This window comes from Pseudomonas sp. WS 5071 (assembly GCF_012985765.1).
Taxonomy (GTDB): domain Bacteria; phylum Pseudomonadota; class Gammaproteobacteria; order Pseudomonadales; family Pseudomonadaceae; genus Aquipseudomonas; species Aquipseudomonas lundensis_A.
The window spans coordinates 81,702-95,111 of the sequence record NZ_JAAQWY010000003.1 but is presented as its reverse complement, the minus strand read 5'-3'; the positions used below and the strand labels follow the sequence as shown (position 1 = coordinate 95,111).

The window sequence follows — 13,410 nt, the reverse complement described above, 5'->3', positions numbered from 1 at the left end:
ACAAGGGTGAGTGTGTGAGGTGTTTATTGTAGGGCTGTCAATAGAGTGCTTTTTTACAGTCAGGGCGTTTTTTTAAATTGTGTAGGGCACATCACTCATTTCAGGAATTAAGCGAGAGTTCGACGCGATAGGCAGTATTTTCTTACTAAAGCCTTATGGGGCGAGTGTTTGTCGGATGTGGCTCAGTAAGGTGGGCTCAAGTGCATTGTGGCCTGCCTTGACCAGCAAGCTTGGGCCGCTCGAGCGCTCTTGCAGCCAGCGCATGCTCAGCAGTCCGCATGGGTCGTCTATTCCCTGGATAAGGGTCGTGTTGGGGCCGATTCGAAGGTTCAGGTCCTCAGGGGTGAAGAAATAGCGGTTGAGGTGATAGTGCAGTTCGAGACGGATGGAGGCGATGGCTGAGCTGTCTACAAAGTCTTCCAGTTGCTCATCGGACATGATCCCTGCGAGATGGGCCTTGCTCCAGTTGAGCGCTGCAGCGCGGCGGACTTCGTGGCTACCTGTGCATAGCGCCTTGTAGGTTTGCTTGAGGGTCAAGCCTACATCGGGTAAACGTTCAAGGGTTTGCACGAGTATCTGTTCATAGGCACTAAACACTTTTTGTTCAGGAGCAAATACCGACGCAGCAACGCACTGGTTAACGCGATGCTTGAACCGGTGCTGATATTTCAGTGCCAGCCAACTGCCCCATGACACCCCGAGCACGCTGATGCGTTCAAATCCAAAGTAATGGCGCAGAGCGTCTATGTCTTGAACCAGTGCATTCGTATTGTTATCCGTCAATCGCCCTTGGGGCGTGGAGCGCCCGCAGCCCCGTTGATCAAATAAAACGACATCAACGTGCTTAAGATCAAAGAACAGCAGATGTTTTTCATTACAGTTTCCGCCTGGTCCGCCGTGAATAAAGAAAACGGGTTCGCCGCCGAGGTTTCCATGACGTTCCCAATACAACTGGTGGCCATCGGTCGTTGAGTAATAACCGCTGGACTGGTGAAGAGTCTGCATGGGTCATTTTCCTTTGGTATTTAAAAAGTCGGTGCGCAGTTCTATTTATTATTTCTAAGGCAGGAAGCTCGCGAGGAAGCGAATGTATGAGGGATAAAAATACCTGTCAATGCACCGTGTTTTTCAGTTTTGTAATAAGTGTTTGATGATTTGTATGTGCAGGAAGGGGACGTATAGAGGCGCAGGCTGCTGTCGTTGCTGAGTGTTTCGCAAGATATAAACAGCAGAGGGGAAAGCAGTGCCAATGGCTAAGCGTGGGTGAATTAACAGTGTGTAGGTAAGTATCAATATCGAGTCTTTGGCAATCAATATTCAGAACTATTTTGGCATTACCCAACTCGCGGGCTGTTTATAAACAGCTGATAAAAAAATACCCCGTGAAAGCCAGGCTTTCACGGGGTAGCGGGTCGAGCGAGAGGGGTTAGCCCAGCAAGCCCAGGGTGGCGCGTTGTACCAGTTCCAGCATCGGCTGAGGGTAAACACCCAGCACGAAAACCAATACCGACACAGCGAGCAACATCACGCCGCCTGCTTGCTGTTCCCAATTGAGCGGAGCATCGTGGCGATGCAGTTTCGGTTCAACAAGGTACAGAGTGACCATCACACGCAGGTAGTAGAAGACGCCGATGGCACTGCCCAGGATCAGGGAAGCCACCAGCCACCATTGCTGCGCCTGAACACCGGTAGCAATGATGTAGAACTTGCCGATGAAGCCTGCGGTCAGGGGAATGCCGGCCAGCGACAGCATCATCACCGTCAGTACGGCGGTCATGTACGGACGGCGCCAGAACAGGCCGCGGTATTCATACAGGGCGTCCGCGTCACGGCCTTTGTAAGGCGAGGACATCAATGTGATCACACCGAACGCACCCAGACTGGTGAGTACGTAGGTGATCAGGTAGACGCCGATGGCTTCCATGGCCATGCCTTTACTGGCGACCAGAGCAATCAGAAGGTAGCCGAAGTGGGCGATGGACGAATAACCCAGCAGACGCTTGAGGTTGGTTTGCGTGAGTGCCAGCAAGTTACCGAACAGGATCGAGGCAATCGCGATCACGGTCAGTACGTCGCTCATGACGCCGGTGGTGGCGGCAGGAGAGATCTGGAACAACCGTACCATCACAGCAAATACCGCGACTTTCGAAGCGGTCGCCAAAAATGCCGCTACGGGCGCCGGAGCGCCTTCGTACACGTCCGGCGTCCAGAGGTGGAAAGGCACCAGCGACAGCTTGAACGCCAGACCGACCAGCATCATCCCCAAACCGAGCTGCGCGATGGCACTCGGAGCACCGGTAGCGGCCAACGCATGGCCGATGCCGCTGAAGCTCAGGCTGCCGGCTTCTGCGTAGAGCAAGGCCATACCAAACAACAGGAACGCTGAACCGGCGGCCGACAGCACCATGTATTTGATGCCGGCTTCCAGTGAACGTTTGTTGAAAAAGGCATAGGCCACGAGCCCGTAGACAGGGACCGAGAGCAGTTCCAGACCGATGAACAGGCCTGCCAGGTGTTGTGCGCTGACCAGTACCAGACCGCCCGACGCTGCCAGCAGCATCAACAAGTAAAGCTCTTCGCGGTTGCCCGGGTAACCTGTACCGCCTTCACCCAGATAGGCATGCGCAAGTGTCACGCAGGCCAGGGTCGCGACCAGGATCAGCCCGATATACAGGTAAGCAAAGTTGTCCAGCATCAACAGCGGAGTGACGGCCAATGGAGCGACTTTCAACGCCGGGAAGATCGACAGCAGTGCCAGGTTGAGACCCGCTACCGAGAGCAGGAAGGTCTGTGAGTGGTTGCGGCGCCACGCGATTGCCAGCATCACCACAACGAGGGTGATGCTGGTAATCAACAGTGGAGCAAGCGCGATAAAGTGTTGGATCGTGAATTCCATAGCGCTCTTACCGGGCCGAAGCGAGTTGAGTGAAGGCGGTGCCGAGCCATTGCTGCACGCCATTCATGGTCGCAGCAGAGGTGTCGAGGAACGGTTGCGGGTACACGCCGATGAAAATCAGCAGTACCGCCAGACCGAGCACCATGATCATTTCACGTGCGTCCATGCCGGCCAGTACGGCGTCCGACTTGGAAGGGCCGAAGTAGGCGCGGTGAATCATGATCAACGAGTAGACCGAGCCAAACACCAGGCCGGTCGTGGCAATCGCCGTGACCCAAGGGAAGCTGGCAAACGAGCCAATCAGGATCAGGAACTCGCCGACAAAGTTACCGGTGCCCGGCAAGCCCAGCGACGCGGCAGCAAAGAACAGGCTAATGGCCGGCAGGTAGGCGATCTTCGACCACAAACCGCCCATTTCACGCATGTCACGGGTGTGCAGGCGCTCGTACAGCTGACCGCTGAGAATAAACAGCGCCGCCGCCGATACACCGTGCGCCAGCATCTGGATCACAGCGCCTTGCAGAGCCAGCAGGCTGCCGGAGTAAATCCCGATCAGTACGAAGCCCATGTGGGAAACACTGGAAAAAGCGATCAGACGCTTGATGTCGGTTTGTGCGAAAGCGAGGAATGCGCCGTAGAAAATCCCGATCAGACCCAGGGGCATGGCAATCGGCGCGAATTCGGCCGAAGCGTTCGGGAACAGGGGCAGGGCGAAACGCAGCAAACCGTACGCCGCGGTTTTCAGCAAGATACCGGCCAGGTCGACCGAGCCTGCAGTCGGCGCTTGTGCGTGAGCATCCGGTAACCAGGAGTGAAACGGTACAACCGGCAGTTTCACGGCAAAGGCAATAAAGAAGCCGAGCATCAGAATGTACTCGGTAGTGAGTGACATCTTGGTTTTCAGCAACTCGGCATAGCTGAAGGTCAGCACGCCGGTTTCATTGAAGTTGACCAGCACCAGACCGAGGATCGCCACCAGCATGATCAGGCCGGAAGCCTGAGTGAAGATGAAGAACTTGGTCGCTGCGTAAATGCGGGTTTTCTTACCGTCCGATGAACTGTGACCCCAGAGCGCGATGAGGAAGTACATCGGCACTAGCATCATTTCCCAGAAGAAGAAGAACATGAACAGGTCGATGGCGAGGAACACGCCGACCACACCGCCCAGGATCCACATCAAGTTCAGGTGGAAGAAGCCCACGTGACGCTGGATTTCTTTCCAGGAGCACAAGACCGACAGCACACCGAGCAAGCCGGTGAGCAAGATCATCAGCAGGGACAGGCCATCGAGCGCCAAGTGCACGCTGATGCCGAAGCGTTCGATCCAGGTGTGCTGGAACTCAAGCGCCCAGGCCGGGGCTGCGCCCGGGTTAGGTGCCAAGTGGTAGTCCCCGTGCGCCCACAGCCAGAGGCCGAGCGCAAGTTCAAGGGACATGGTCAGCAACGCAATCCAGCGTGGCAAGGTGGCGCCGAAGCGCTCACCCAGCCAGCACAGCAGGCCGCCGATAAAGGGGATCAGGATTAGCCAAGGCAGAATCATGACGGGCTCAATTCCTTTCGCAATGTCGAAGGTTCATATCAGACCGCTACCAGTACGATGGCGCCCATGACCAGTACCGCACCGGCAGCCATGGAAGCAGCGTACCAACGCAGTTGACCGGTTTCGCTGCGGCTCAGGGCGTTGTGCCCGGCCTTGGCCATCTTCGGTACCAGACCGATGGTCTGATCCAGAGGGTCTTTGCGCAGCAGGCGGCAGATCAACAGGTACGGTTTGACGAACAGTTTGTCGTACAGCCAGTCGAAGCCCCATGCAGCAAACCACCAGGCCGACAGGAAGCGACCAATACCGCTGTTGGCCACAGCCGTCACGAAACGACGCTTGCCCAGGTAAAGCAGGGCGGCCAGCAGGATACCCGCCAATGCGATGGCACCCGAGGCGATTTCCAGGCTGTGCTTGGCTTCGCCGCCGGCATGGCCAACGCTTTGTGGCAGTACACCCGCCAGTGGAGGCGTGATCATGGCGCCGATAAAGGTCGACAGGACGATCAGTACACTCAGTGGCAGCCAGTACGACACACCATGGCCTGCATGGGCTTGTGTCTTGGCTTCACCGTGGAAGGTGATGAAGATCAGGCGGAAGGTGTACAGCGAAGTCATGAAGGCACCCACCAGACCGGCGTACAGCAACTCGTTGTTGCCGCTGGCGAATGCTTCCCAAAGAATTTCGTCTTTGGAGTAGAAGCCTGCGGTCAGCAGAGGCAGTGCAGACAAGGCCGCGCCGCCGACGATGAAGCTGATGTAAGCCAGTGGCAGTTTCTTCCACAGACCGCCCATCTTGAAGATGTTCTGCTCGTGGTGGCAGGCAACAATCACCGCACCCGAAGCAAGGAACAGCAATGCCTTGAAGAAGGCGTGGGTCATCAGGTGGAAAATCGCGCCATCCCATGCTCCGACGCCCAAGGCGAGGAACATGTAGCCGATCTGGCTCATGGTGGAATAGGCGAGGATACGTTTGATGTCGGTTTGCACCAGTGCCGCAAAACCGGCCAGTACCAGTGTCACACCTCCCACGATGCCCACTAGATGCAGCACTTCAGGCGCCAGTGTGAACAGGCCGTGGGTACGCGCGATCAGGTAAACACCTGCGGTCACCATGGTAGCGGCGTGAATCAGTGCCGACACCGGCGTCGGGCCGGCCATGGCGTCTGCCAGCCAGGTTTGCAGGGGCAGCTGCGCCGATTTACCGACCGCACCACCCAGCAGCATCAGGGTCGCCAGTACAATCCAGAAATCGCCGGCCTGGAACTTGAGCGGTGCCTGAACCAGCAGCTCCTGAATGTTCAACGTGCCCAATTGCTGGAACAAAATGAACAGGCCGATGGCCATGAACACGTCGCCGATGCGGGTCACGATGAACGCTTTGAGTGCGGCGTTACCGTTGTTGCGGTTGCTGTAGTAGAAACCGATCAACAGGTAGGAGCACAGGCCCACGCCTTCCCAGCCGAAGTACACGAACAGCAGGTTATCGGCCAGGATCAGGAACAGCATGCTGGCGATAAACAGGTTGGTGTAAGCGAAGAAGCGCGAGTAGCCGTCTTCACCGCGCATGTACCACGAGGCAAAGATGTGGATCAGGAAGCCTACACCGACCACCACGCCGAGCATGGTGACGGACAGACCGTCCAGGTACAGGGCGAAGTTCGGCTTGAACTCACCCACCGCCATCCACTGCCACAGCACTTGCGTGTAGTGACCGCCTTCAGGCGGCGAGACGTTGAATTGCCAGATCACGTACGCGGCCACAAGGGTCGACAGGCCGATGGAGCCAACGCCGATCAGGGCCGAGAGGTTTTCGCTGAAGCGTCCACGGGAGAACGACAGCAGCAAAAAGCCGATCAGGGGGAATACGAAAGTCAGAAAGAGAAGGTTCATCCGCGCATCTCACTGGCAGCATCGATATCAAGCGTGTGGAAGCGGCGATACAGCTGCAGCAGGATCGCCAGGCCAATACTGGCCTCGGCGGCTGCCAGGGTGATCACCAGAATGAACATGACCTGTCCATCCGGTTGCGCCCAGCGTGCACCGGCAACGATGAACGCCAGTGCAGCAGCGTTCATCATGATTTCCAGACTCATCAATACGAAGAGAATGTTACGGCGAACCATCAGTCCAACCAGACCGAGGCAGAACAGGACGCCTGCTACCGCAAGGCCATGTTCCAAAGGTATTCCAGGCATCTTATTGCTCCTTCGCCTCGTTGCGGCCCAAGTGGAACGCCGTCACCGCTGCTGCAAGCAACAGCATGGAGGCGAGTTCGACCACCAGCAGATACGGGCCGAACAGGCTCACGCCGACGGCTTTTGCATCAATGGTGGTTTGACCGATGGCAGCGCCGCTCTGCTGTGCGAACAGCACGTACAGCAGTTCGGCCAGCAGGATGGCGGACAGAATGCTCGGTCCGATCCATATACCGGGTTTGAGCCAGTGACGCTCCTGCGTCACTGAGGCCGGGCCCTGGTTAAGCATCATCACCACAAACACGAACAGCACCATGATGGCGCCGGCGTAAGCGATCACTTCGAGGACGCCGGCAAAGGGCGCGCCGAGGCTGAAGAAGGTCATCGCCACGGCAATCAGCGAAATAATCAGGTAGAGCAGGGCGTGCACAGGGTTGGTGTTGGTGATCACGCGCAGCGTGGACACGACAGCAACACCCGATGCGAAATAGAAAGCGAATTCCATCGTTCTTCCTTAAGGCAGCAAGCTCTTCACGTTGATCGGCTCGGCTTCGTTCTGAGCAGCGCCTTTCGGCTTGCCTTCAACGGCCATACCCGCAACACGATAGAAGTTGTAGTCAGGGTTCTTGCCGGGACCGGAGATCAGCAGATCTTCTTTCTCGTACACCAGATCCTGACGTTTGAACTCGGCCATTTCGAAATCCGGCGTGAGCTGGATGGCGGTGGTCGGGCAGGCTTCCTCACACAAGCCGCAGAAAATGCAGCGTGAGAAGTTGATGCGGAAAAACTCCGGGTACCAGCGACCATCTTCGGTTTCGGCTTTTTGCAGCGAGATGCAGCCTACCGGACACGCCACGGCGCACAGGTTACAGGCAACACAACGCTCTTCGCCGTCCGGGTCGCGAGTCAGGACAATCCGGCCACGGTAACGCGGTGGCAGGTAGACCGGTTCTTCCGGGTATTGCAGCGTGTCACGCTTGCGGAAGGCATGGCCAAACACCATCACCAGGCTGCGAAGCTGGGTGTAGGTGCCATGCACGATGTCAAACAAGTACTTGAACATGGGTCTCTATCCTCACTGAACCGCGCCGGCGGGCGTGTTCAACAACACGACTGCGGCGGTTACCAGCAAATTGATCAGGGTCAGCGGCAGGCAGAACTTCCAGCTGAAATCCATCACTTGGTCATACCGAGGGCGCGGAATAGAAGCGCGCAGCAGGATGAAGATCATGATGAAAAACGCGGTCTTCAGGGCGAACCAGATAAACGGAATCTGCGGCAGGATGCCGAAAGGCCCGTGCCAGCCACCGAAGAACAGAGTTACCAGCAACGCCGAGATCAACACGATCCCGATGTATTCACCGACGAAGAACATGCCCCATTTCATACCGGCATATTCAATGTGGTAACCATCGGCCAGTTCCTGCTCCGCTTCCGGCTGGTCGAACGGGTGACGGTGAGTCACGGCGACGCCGGCAATGAAGAAGGTCAGGAAACCGAAGATCTGCGGAATGATGAACCACAGGTTCTGCGCTTGATATTCAACGATATCGCGCATGTTGAACGAGCCAACCTGTACAACGATACCCATCAGCGACAGGCCCATGAACACTTCGTACGAAACAGTCTGAGCCGAGGCTCGCAGGCTGCCGAGCAGGGCGAACTTGTTGTTGCTCGACCAGCCTGCGAACAACACCGCGTACACCGACAGGCCGGCCATGGCGAAGAAGAACAGGATCCCGATGTTCAGGTCCGCCACACCCCAGGTCGGGGTGATGGGGATAATCGCGAAGGCGATCAGCAAGGCGCTCATGGCCACAACCGGTGCCAAAGTGAAAATCACCTTGTCGGCAAACGGCGGTGTCCAGTCTTCCTTGAAGAACATTTTGATCATGTCAGCGGCGATCTGAAACGCGCCGAACGGGCCGACGCGGTTCGGACCGTAACGGTCTTGCCACAGGGCGAGCAAGCGGCGCTCGACCCAGCTCAACAGCGCACCGCATACCACCACGGCGAGCAGGATTACCACGGCTTTGACCACCGAGAGAATCACGTCGATCACTTCAGGCGTGAACCAGGTCATTGGGCTGCCTCCTGCAAACCGTCAACGGTAAGGCCAAAGATCGCTGGCGGGATACCGGCCAGACCGGCAGGCAATGCCACCAGGCCAGCACCCAGTTCTTCATTGATACGCAGCGGCAAACGCAGGCTCACACCGGCTACGTTCAGGCTGAGCAGTGCACCGTCATTAACGCCCAGGCGATCGGCTTCGGACTTGGCCAGCGCAATATAGGCGGCAGGAATGCGTTCTTGTACCGGCGCGGCTTTCGAAGAATTTTCTTCGCTGCCCAGCAGGTGATAGAACGGCACCACTTGCCAAGTGCCACGCGCCGGGTTGAATGCGCCCGGAATGTTGGCGAACCAGCTTAGCGAATCGCCCTTGCTTTCGATCAGTCGAATGCCTGGATCGCCCGCACGGATGTGACCGCCGACTTCGTCCTGGAACTTGTTCCACGCTTGTGGCGAGTTCCAACCCGGCGACCAAGCAAAAGGCACTTGCTGACGTGGCTCAACGGAGCCCGAGTAGCCTTCCATGGAGAAGGCGAACGCAGTGTCCGGGTCTTGCGGGGTACGCGGCTCGTGCACACTGATGTTGGCGCGCATGGCCGTGCGGCCGCTGTAGCGCAGCGGTTCGCGGGCCAGTTTCAGGCCTTTGATGCGGAAGGCCGCCGAAGGCGCCGCTTCAACGATGCCGGCCAGTTCAGGCGTGCAGGCGGCTGTAGCCTGAGTCACATGGTCCAGCAGCGTCCAGTCGACCGGTTTGTTCAGCAGGGTGCTGCGCAGGGCGTGCAACCAGCGCCAGCCTTCGTGGATCAGGTTGCTGGCGTCCAGATAACGTGGGTCAAACACCTGGAAGAAGCGCTGGGCGCGGCCTTCCTGGCTGACCAGTGTGCCGTCGCCTTCAGCGAAACTGGCCGCTGGCAGTACCAGGTCGGCACGGTCGGTGGTGGCGGTTTTCTGATGGTCGGCAACGATCACGACTTTGGCTGCGTCCAGCGCAGCGTTCACTTTCACGGCATCTACGCGGGTGAAGAGGTCGTTTTCCAGTACCACGATGGCGTCGGCCTGGCCGTCAATCACCGCTTGCAGCGCGGCGTCTACCGATTCACCGCCGAGCATGGCCAGGCCAAGGCTGTTGGCTTCAGGCACGACAAGGCTGATGGAACCGGCTTTTTCGCGCAGGTGCAGGGCTTTGGCAATGTTGCCCGCCGCTTCGATCAAGGCTTTGGAGCCTAGTGAAGTACCGGCAATGATCAGAGGACGTTTGGCGGCGAGCAAGGCGTCGGCAATGCGTTGCGCCAGTGCCTGAGCTTCAGTGTCCAGTCCGGTAACGGCAGGCGCGCTGGCATCGAGGGCATGAGCCACGGCGAAACCGATGCGGGCCAGATCGTCCGGCGCGGCGTGAACGCATTCTTCAGCCACGTCGTCCAGCTTGGTTTCTGCAAGGCTGGCAATGAACAGCGGGTTCAGCGCGTGCTGACCGATGTTTTTCACCGCCGCGTCAAGCCACGGCTGAACGCGCATGGCGTCGGCCATGTCTTCGGCTTTGCCCTTGACCGACTGACGCAACGACAGAGCCATACGCGCGGCGGTCTGGGTCAAGTCTTCGCCCAAGACGAAAATCGCGTCGTGGTCTTCGATATCGCGCAGGTTCGGCACCGGCAGCGGGCTGTCCTTGAGGACTTGCAACACCAGACGGATACGCTCCAGCTCACCGGCTTCGATACCCGAGTAGAAATGCTCGGCGCCTACCAGCTCGCGCAGTGCGAAATTGCTTTCGAGGCTGGCGCGAGGCGAACCGATACCCACAATATTGCGACCGCGCAGCAGTTCGGCTGCCTTGTCCAGTGCAGCGTCGACGCTCAGCTTGTTGCCGTCGGCCAGCAGCGGCTGACGCGGGCGATCGGTACGGTTTACGTAGCCGTAACCGAAGCGACCACGGTCACACAGGAAATACTGGTTGACCGAACCGTTGAAGCGGTTTTCGATGCGGCGCAATTCGCCATAACGCTCGCCCGGGCTGATGTTGCAGCCGCTGGAGCAACCGTGGCAGATGCTTGGCGCGAATTGCATGTCCCACTTGCGGTTGTAGCGCTCGGAGTGGGTTTTGTCGGTGAACACACCGGTCGGGCAGACTTCGGTGAGGTTGCCCGAGAACTCGCTTTCGAGAACGCCGTCTTCAACGCGACCGAAGTACACGTTGTCGTGAGCGCCGAATACGCCGAGGTCAGTACCGCCAGCGTAGTCTTTATAGAAACGCACGCAGCGATAACAGGCGATGCAGCGGTTCATCTCGTGAGCGATGAACGGGCCAAGTTCCTGGTTCTGGTGGGTGCGTTTGGTGAAACGATAACGGCGCTCGTTGTGACCGGTCATCACGGTCATGTCTTGCAGGTGGCAGTGACCGCCTTCTTCGCACACAGGGCAGTCGTGCGGGTGGTTGGTCATCAGCCATTCGACAACGCTGGCACGAAACACTTTCGCTTCTTCGTCGTCGATGGAAATCCAGCTTCCGTCAGTGGCCGGGGTCATGCAGGACATCACGATACGACCACGGGTGTCGTTCTCGTCGGTGTATTGCTTGACTGCGCACTGGCGGCAGGCGCCAACACTGCCCAGGGCAGGGTGCCAGCAGAAATACGGAATATCGAGTCCCAGCGACAGACAGGCCTGTAACAGGTTGTCTGCCCCATCGACTTCGAGCTCTTTGCCGTCTACGTGGATAGTGGCCATGGTTCAAAGGTCTTCGTTGGCCCGGTGTCAGCGGGCGTGGCTAATGGAATCTTGTTATTCGTTCGAAGCTACCCAGCCTTACGGCGTTATCGAACGATCAGAGGGCGGCACGGACCACCCTCATTCAGAACGTTACGCGCCGATTACAATCGGGCGTGCCAGAGGTGGAACGCCGGGTTTTGCTTGCGCAATGCCGGCTTCGAATTCTGGACGGAAGTACTTGATTGCGCTGCCCAGTGGCTCCACGGCGCCCGGTGCGTGGGCACAGAACGTCTTGCCCGGGCCCAGGAAACCCACCAGACCCAGCAGGGTCTCGATGTCGCCCGGCTGGCCTTCACCTTTCTCGATGGCCATCAGCAGCTTGACGCTCCATGGCAGGCCATCGCGGCAAGGCGTGCAGAAACCGCACGACTCGCGGGCAAAGAACTGCTCCATGTTGCGCAGCAGCGAGACCATGTTGACGCTGTCGTCCACGGCCATGGCCAGGCCCGTACCCATGCGGGTACCCACCTTGGCGATCCCGCCGGCGTACATTTGTGCGTCCAGGTGTTCAGGCAGCAGGAAGCCTGTACCGGCGCCGCCCGGCTGCCAGCACTTGAGCTTGAAGCCGTCTCGCATGCCGCCCGCGTAATCTTCGAACAGCTCGCGCGCAGTCACGCCAAATGGCAGTTCCCACAGGCCGGGGTTCTTGACCTTGCCGGAGAAGCCCATCAGCTTGGTGCCGTGGTCTTCGCTGCCCTCGCGGGCCAGGGATTTGTACCAGTCAACGCCGTTGCCGATGATGGCCGGTACGTTGCACAGGGTCTCTACGTTGTTGACGCACGTTGGCTTGCCCCAAACGCCCACGGCCGCCGGGAAAGGCGGTTTGGAACGCGGGTTGGCACGTCGGCCTTCAAGGGAGTTGATCAGTGCGGTTTCTTCACCGCAGATATAACGCCCGGCACCGGTGTGCACGAACAGTTCGAAATCAAATCCCGAGCCCAGAATGTTTTTGCCCAGCAGGCCCGCGGCCTTGGCTTCTTCGACGGCGCGGCGCAGGTGCACGGCCGCTGTGGTGTATTCGCCACGCAGGAAGATGTAGCCACGGTAGGTTTTCAGTGCACGGGCACTGATCAGCATGCCTTCAATCAGCAGATGGGGCAGTTGCTCCATCAGCATGCGGTCTTTCCAGGTGTTGGGCTCCATCTCATCGGCGTTACACAGCAGGTAACGGATGTTCATGGATTCGTCTTTGGGCATTAGCCCCCACTTCACGCCGGTGGGAAAACCAGCACCGCCGCGACCTTTGAGGCCAGCGTCTTTCACGGTCTGGACGATGTCGTCCTGAGCCATGTCAGCGAAGGCTTTGCGAGCCGCCGCATAGCCGTTTTTGGCTTGATATTCGTCAAGCCACACCGGCTCGCCGTCGTCACGCAGGCGCCAAGTCAGGGGATGGGTTTCTGCCGTGCGCGCAATGCGGTTGGCAGGTCCGAAAGAAGTCAGGGTCATGGGTAGCCCTCCAACAACGTTGCAACGCCCGATGGCTGGACATCACCGAAAGTGTCGTCGTCGATCATCAACGCAGGCGCCTTGTCGCAGTTGCCCAGGCAGCACACCGGCAGCAGCGTGAAGCGACCGTCTGCTGTGGTCTGGCCCAGGCCGATGCCCAGCTTGGTCTGGATCTCGCTGACCACGGACTCGTGACCACCGATGTAGCAGACCATGCTGTCGCATACGCGAATGATGTGTCGACCGACCGGCTGGCGGAAGATCTGGCTGTAGAATGTGGCCACGCCTTCGACGTCACTGGCGGGGATGCCCAGCAGTTCGCCAATGGCATAAATCGCGCCGTCCGGCACCCAGCCACGTTCTTTCTGAACGATCTTAAGCGCCTCGATCGACGCTGCGCGCGGATCTTCGTAGTGATGCATCTCGTGCTCGATGGCCGAGCGCTCGGTTTCGCTAAGGGCGAAACGGTCTGTCTGGATAAGCGTGCTGTTCATG

Annotated in this window: 11 protein-coding genes; all 11 read right to left on the bottom strand. The window is 58.4% G+C overall.

The window, feature by feature from the left end; all coding sequences use genetic code 11:
• Positions 1 to 153: 153 nt before the first annotated feature.
• On the bottom strand, positions 154 to 1,005 hold the full coding sequence (locus tag HBN61_RS02605; protein ID WP_170046109.1) for an alpha/beta fold hydrolase: 852 nt from the start codon (positions 1,003 to 1,005) through the stop codon (positions 154 to 156).
• A gap of 421 nt (positions 1,006 to 1,426) precedes the next feature.
• On the bottom strand, positions 1,427 to 2,896 hold the full coding sequence (nuoN, locus tag HBN61_RS02600; RefSeq protein WP_094992625.1) for an NADH-quinone oxidoreductase subunit NuoN: 1,470 nt from the start codon (positions 2,894 to 2,896) through the stop codon (positions 1,427 to 1,429).
• Between the two features lie 7 nt (positions 2,897 to 2,903).
• Entirely contained in the window at positions 2,904 to 4,436 is a 1,533-nt protein-coding gene (gene nuoM, locus HBN61_RS02595) for an NADH-quinone oxidoreductase subunit M (RefSeq protein ID WP_170046108.1), read from the bottom strand.
• Between the two features lie 38 nt (positions 4,437 to 4,474).
• Positions 4,475 to 6,328 carry an NADH-quinone oxidoreductase subunit L gene (nuoL, locus tag HBN61_RS02590; protein ID WP_094992623.1) on the bottom strand — a complete coding sequence of 618 codons (1,854 nt, stop codon included), beginning with the start codon at positions 6,326 to 6,328 and terminating at the stop codon, positions 4,475 to 4,477.
• Positions 6,325 to 6,633 carry an NADH-quinone oxidoreductase subunit NuoK gene (gene nuoK / locus HBN61_RS02585; protein ID WP_003446970.1) on the bottom strand — a complete coding sequence of 103 codons (309 nt, stop codon included), beginning with the start codon at positions 6,631 to 6,633 and terminating at the stop codon, positions 6,325 to 6,327. Before nuoK ends, nuoL begins: the two co-directional genes overlap by 4 nt.
• 1 nt (position 6,634) lies before the next feature.
• A complete protein-coding gene (nuoJ, locus tag HBN61_RS02580; RefSeq protein ID WP_169965334.1) occupies positions 6,635 to 7,138 on the bottom strand; it encodes an NADH-quinone oxidoreductase subunit J in 504 nt (167 codons plus the stop codon).
• Positions 7,139 to 7,147: 9 nt separating this feature from the next.
• Positions 7,148 to 7,696 carry an NADH-quinone oxidoreductase subunit NuoI gene (gene nuoI / locus HBN61_RS02575; RefSeq protein ID WP_016780194.1) on the bottom strand — a complete coding sequence of 183 codons (549 nt, stop codon included), beginning with the start codon at positions 7,694 to 7,696 and terminating at the stop codon, positions 7,148 to 7,150.
• A 12-nt stretch (positions 7,697 to 7,708) separates the two neighbouring features.
• Positions 7,709 to 8,716 carry an NADH-quinone oxidoreductase subunit NuoH gene (nuoH, locus tag HBN61_RS02570; protein WP_047274301.1) on the bottom strand — a complete coding sequence of 336 codons (1,008 nt, stop codon included), beginning with the start codon at positions 8,714 to 8,716 and terminating at the stop codon, positions 7,709 to 7,711.
• Positions 8,713 to 11,427 carry an NADH-quinone oxidoreductase subunit NuoG gene (nuoG, locus tag HBN61_RS02565; protein WP_094992621.1) on the bottom strand — a complete coding sequence of 905 codons (2,715 nt, stop codon included), beginning with the start codon at positions 11,425 to 11,427 and terminating at the stop codon, positions 8,713 to 8,715. The genes nuoH and nuoG overlap by 4 nt, the downstream gene beginning before the upstream one ends.
• 132 nt (positions 11,428 to 11,559) lie before the next feature.
• Positions 11,560 to 12,915: an NADH-quinone oxidoreductase subunit NuoF gene (nuoF, locus tag HBN61_RS02560; RefSeq protein WP_094992620.1), complete on the bottom strand. Its 1,356-nt coding sequence runs from the start codon at positions 12,913 to 12,915 to the stop codon at positions 11,560 to 11,562.
• Complete coding sequence (gene nuoE / locus HBN61_RS02555) at positions 12,912 to 13,409, bottom strand: NADH-quinone oxidoreductase subunit NuoE (RefSeq protein ID WP_047274305.1); 498 nt, start codon at positions 13,407 to 13,409, stop codon at positions 12,912 to 12,914. Before nuoE ends, nuoF begins: the two co-directional genes overlap by 4 nt.
• Between the last annotated feature and the right edge of the window lies 1 nt (position 13,410).

What these genes read in the sequence shown, in the direction of transcription:
- nuoE (WP_047274305.1), bottom strand. Translation starts at nt 13,409, where the DNA reads ATGAACAGCACGCTTATCCAGACAGACCGTTTCGCCCTTAGCGAAACC.
- nuoK (WP_003446970.1), bottom strand. Translation starts at nt 6,633, where the DNA reads ATGCCTGGAATACCTTTGGAACATGGCCTTGCGGTAGCAGGCGTCCTG.
- nuoN (WP_094992625.1), bottom strand. Translation starts at nt 2,896, where the DNA reads ATGGAATTCACGATCCAACACTTTATCGCGCTTGCTCCACTGTTGATT.
- nuoF (WP_094992620.1), bottom strand. Translation starts at nt 12,915, where the DNA reads ATGACCCTGACTTCTTTCGGACCTGCCAACCGCATTGCGCGCACGGCA.
- HBN61_RS02605 (WP_170046109.1), bottom strand. Translation starts at nt 1,005, where the DNA reads ATGCAGACTCTTCACCAGTCCAGCGGTTATTACTCAACGACCGATGGC.
- nuoM (WP_170046108.1), bottom strand. Translation starts at nt 4,436, where the DNA reads ATGATTCTGCCTTGGCTAATCCTGATCCCCTTTATCGGCGGCCTGCTG.
- nuoL (WP_094992623.1), bottom strand. Translation starts at nt 6,328, where the DNA reads ATGAACCTTCTCTTTCTGACTTTCGTATTCCCCCTGATCGGCTTTTTG.
- nuoI (WP_016780194.1), bottom strand. Translation starts at nt 7,696, where the DNA reads ATGTTCAAGTACTTGTTTGACATCGTGCATGGCACCTACACCCAGCTT.
- nuoH (WP_047274301.1), bottom strand. Translation starts at nt 8,716, where the DNA reads ATGACCTGGTTCACGCCTGAAGTGATCGACGTGATTCTCTCGGTGGTC.
- nuoJ (WP_169965334.1), bottom strand. Translation starts at nt 7,138, where the DNA reads ATGGAATTCGCTTTCTATTTCGCATCGGGTGTTGCTGTCGTGTCCACG.
- nuoG (WP_094992621.1), bottom strand. Translation starts at nt 11,427, where the DNA reads ATGGCCACTATCCACGTAGACGGCAAAGAGCTCGAAGTCGATGGGGCA.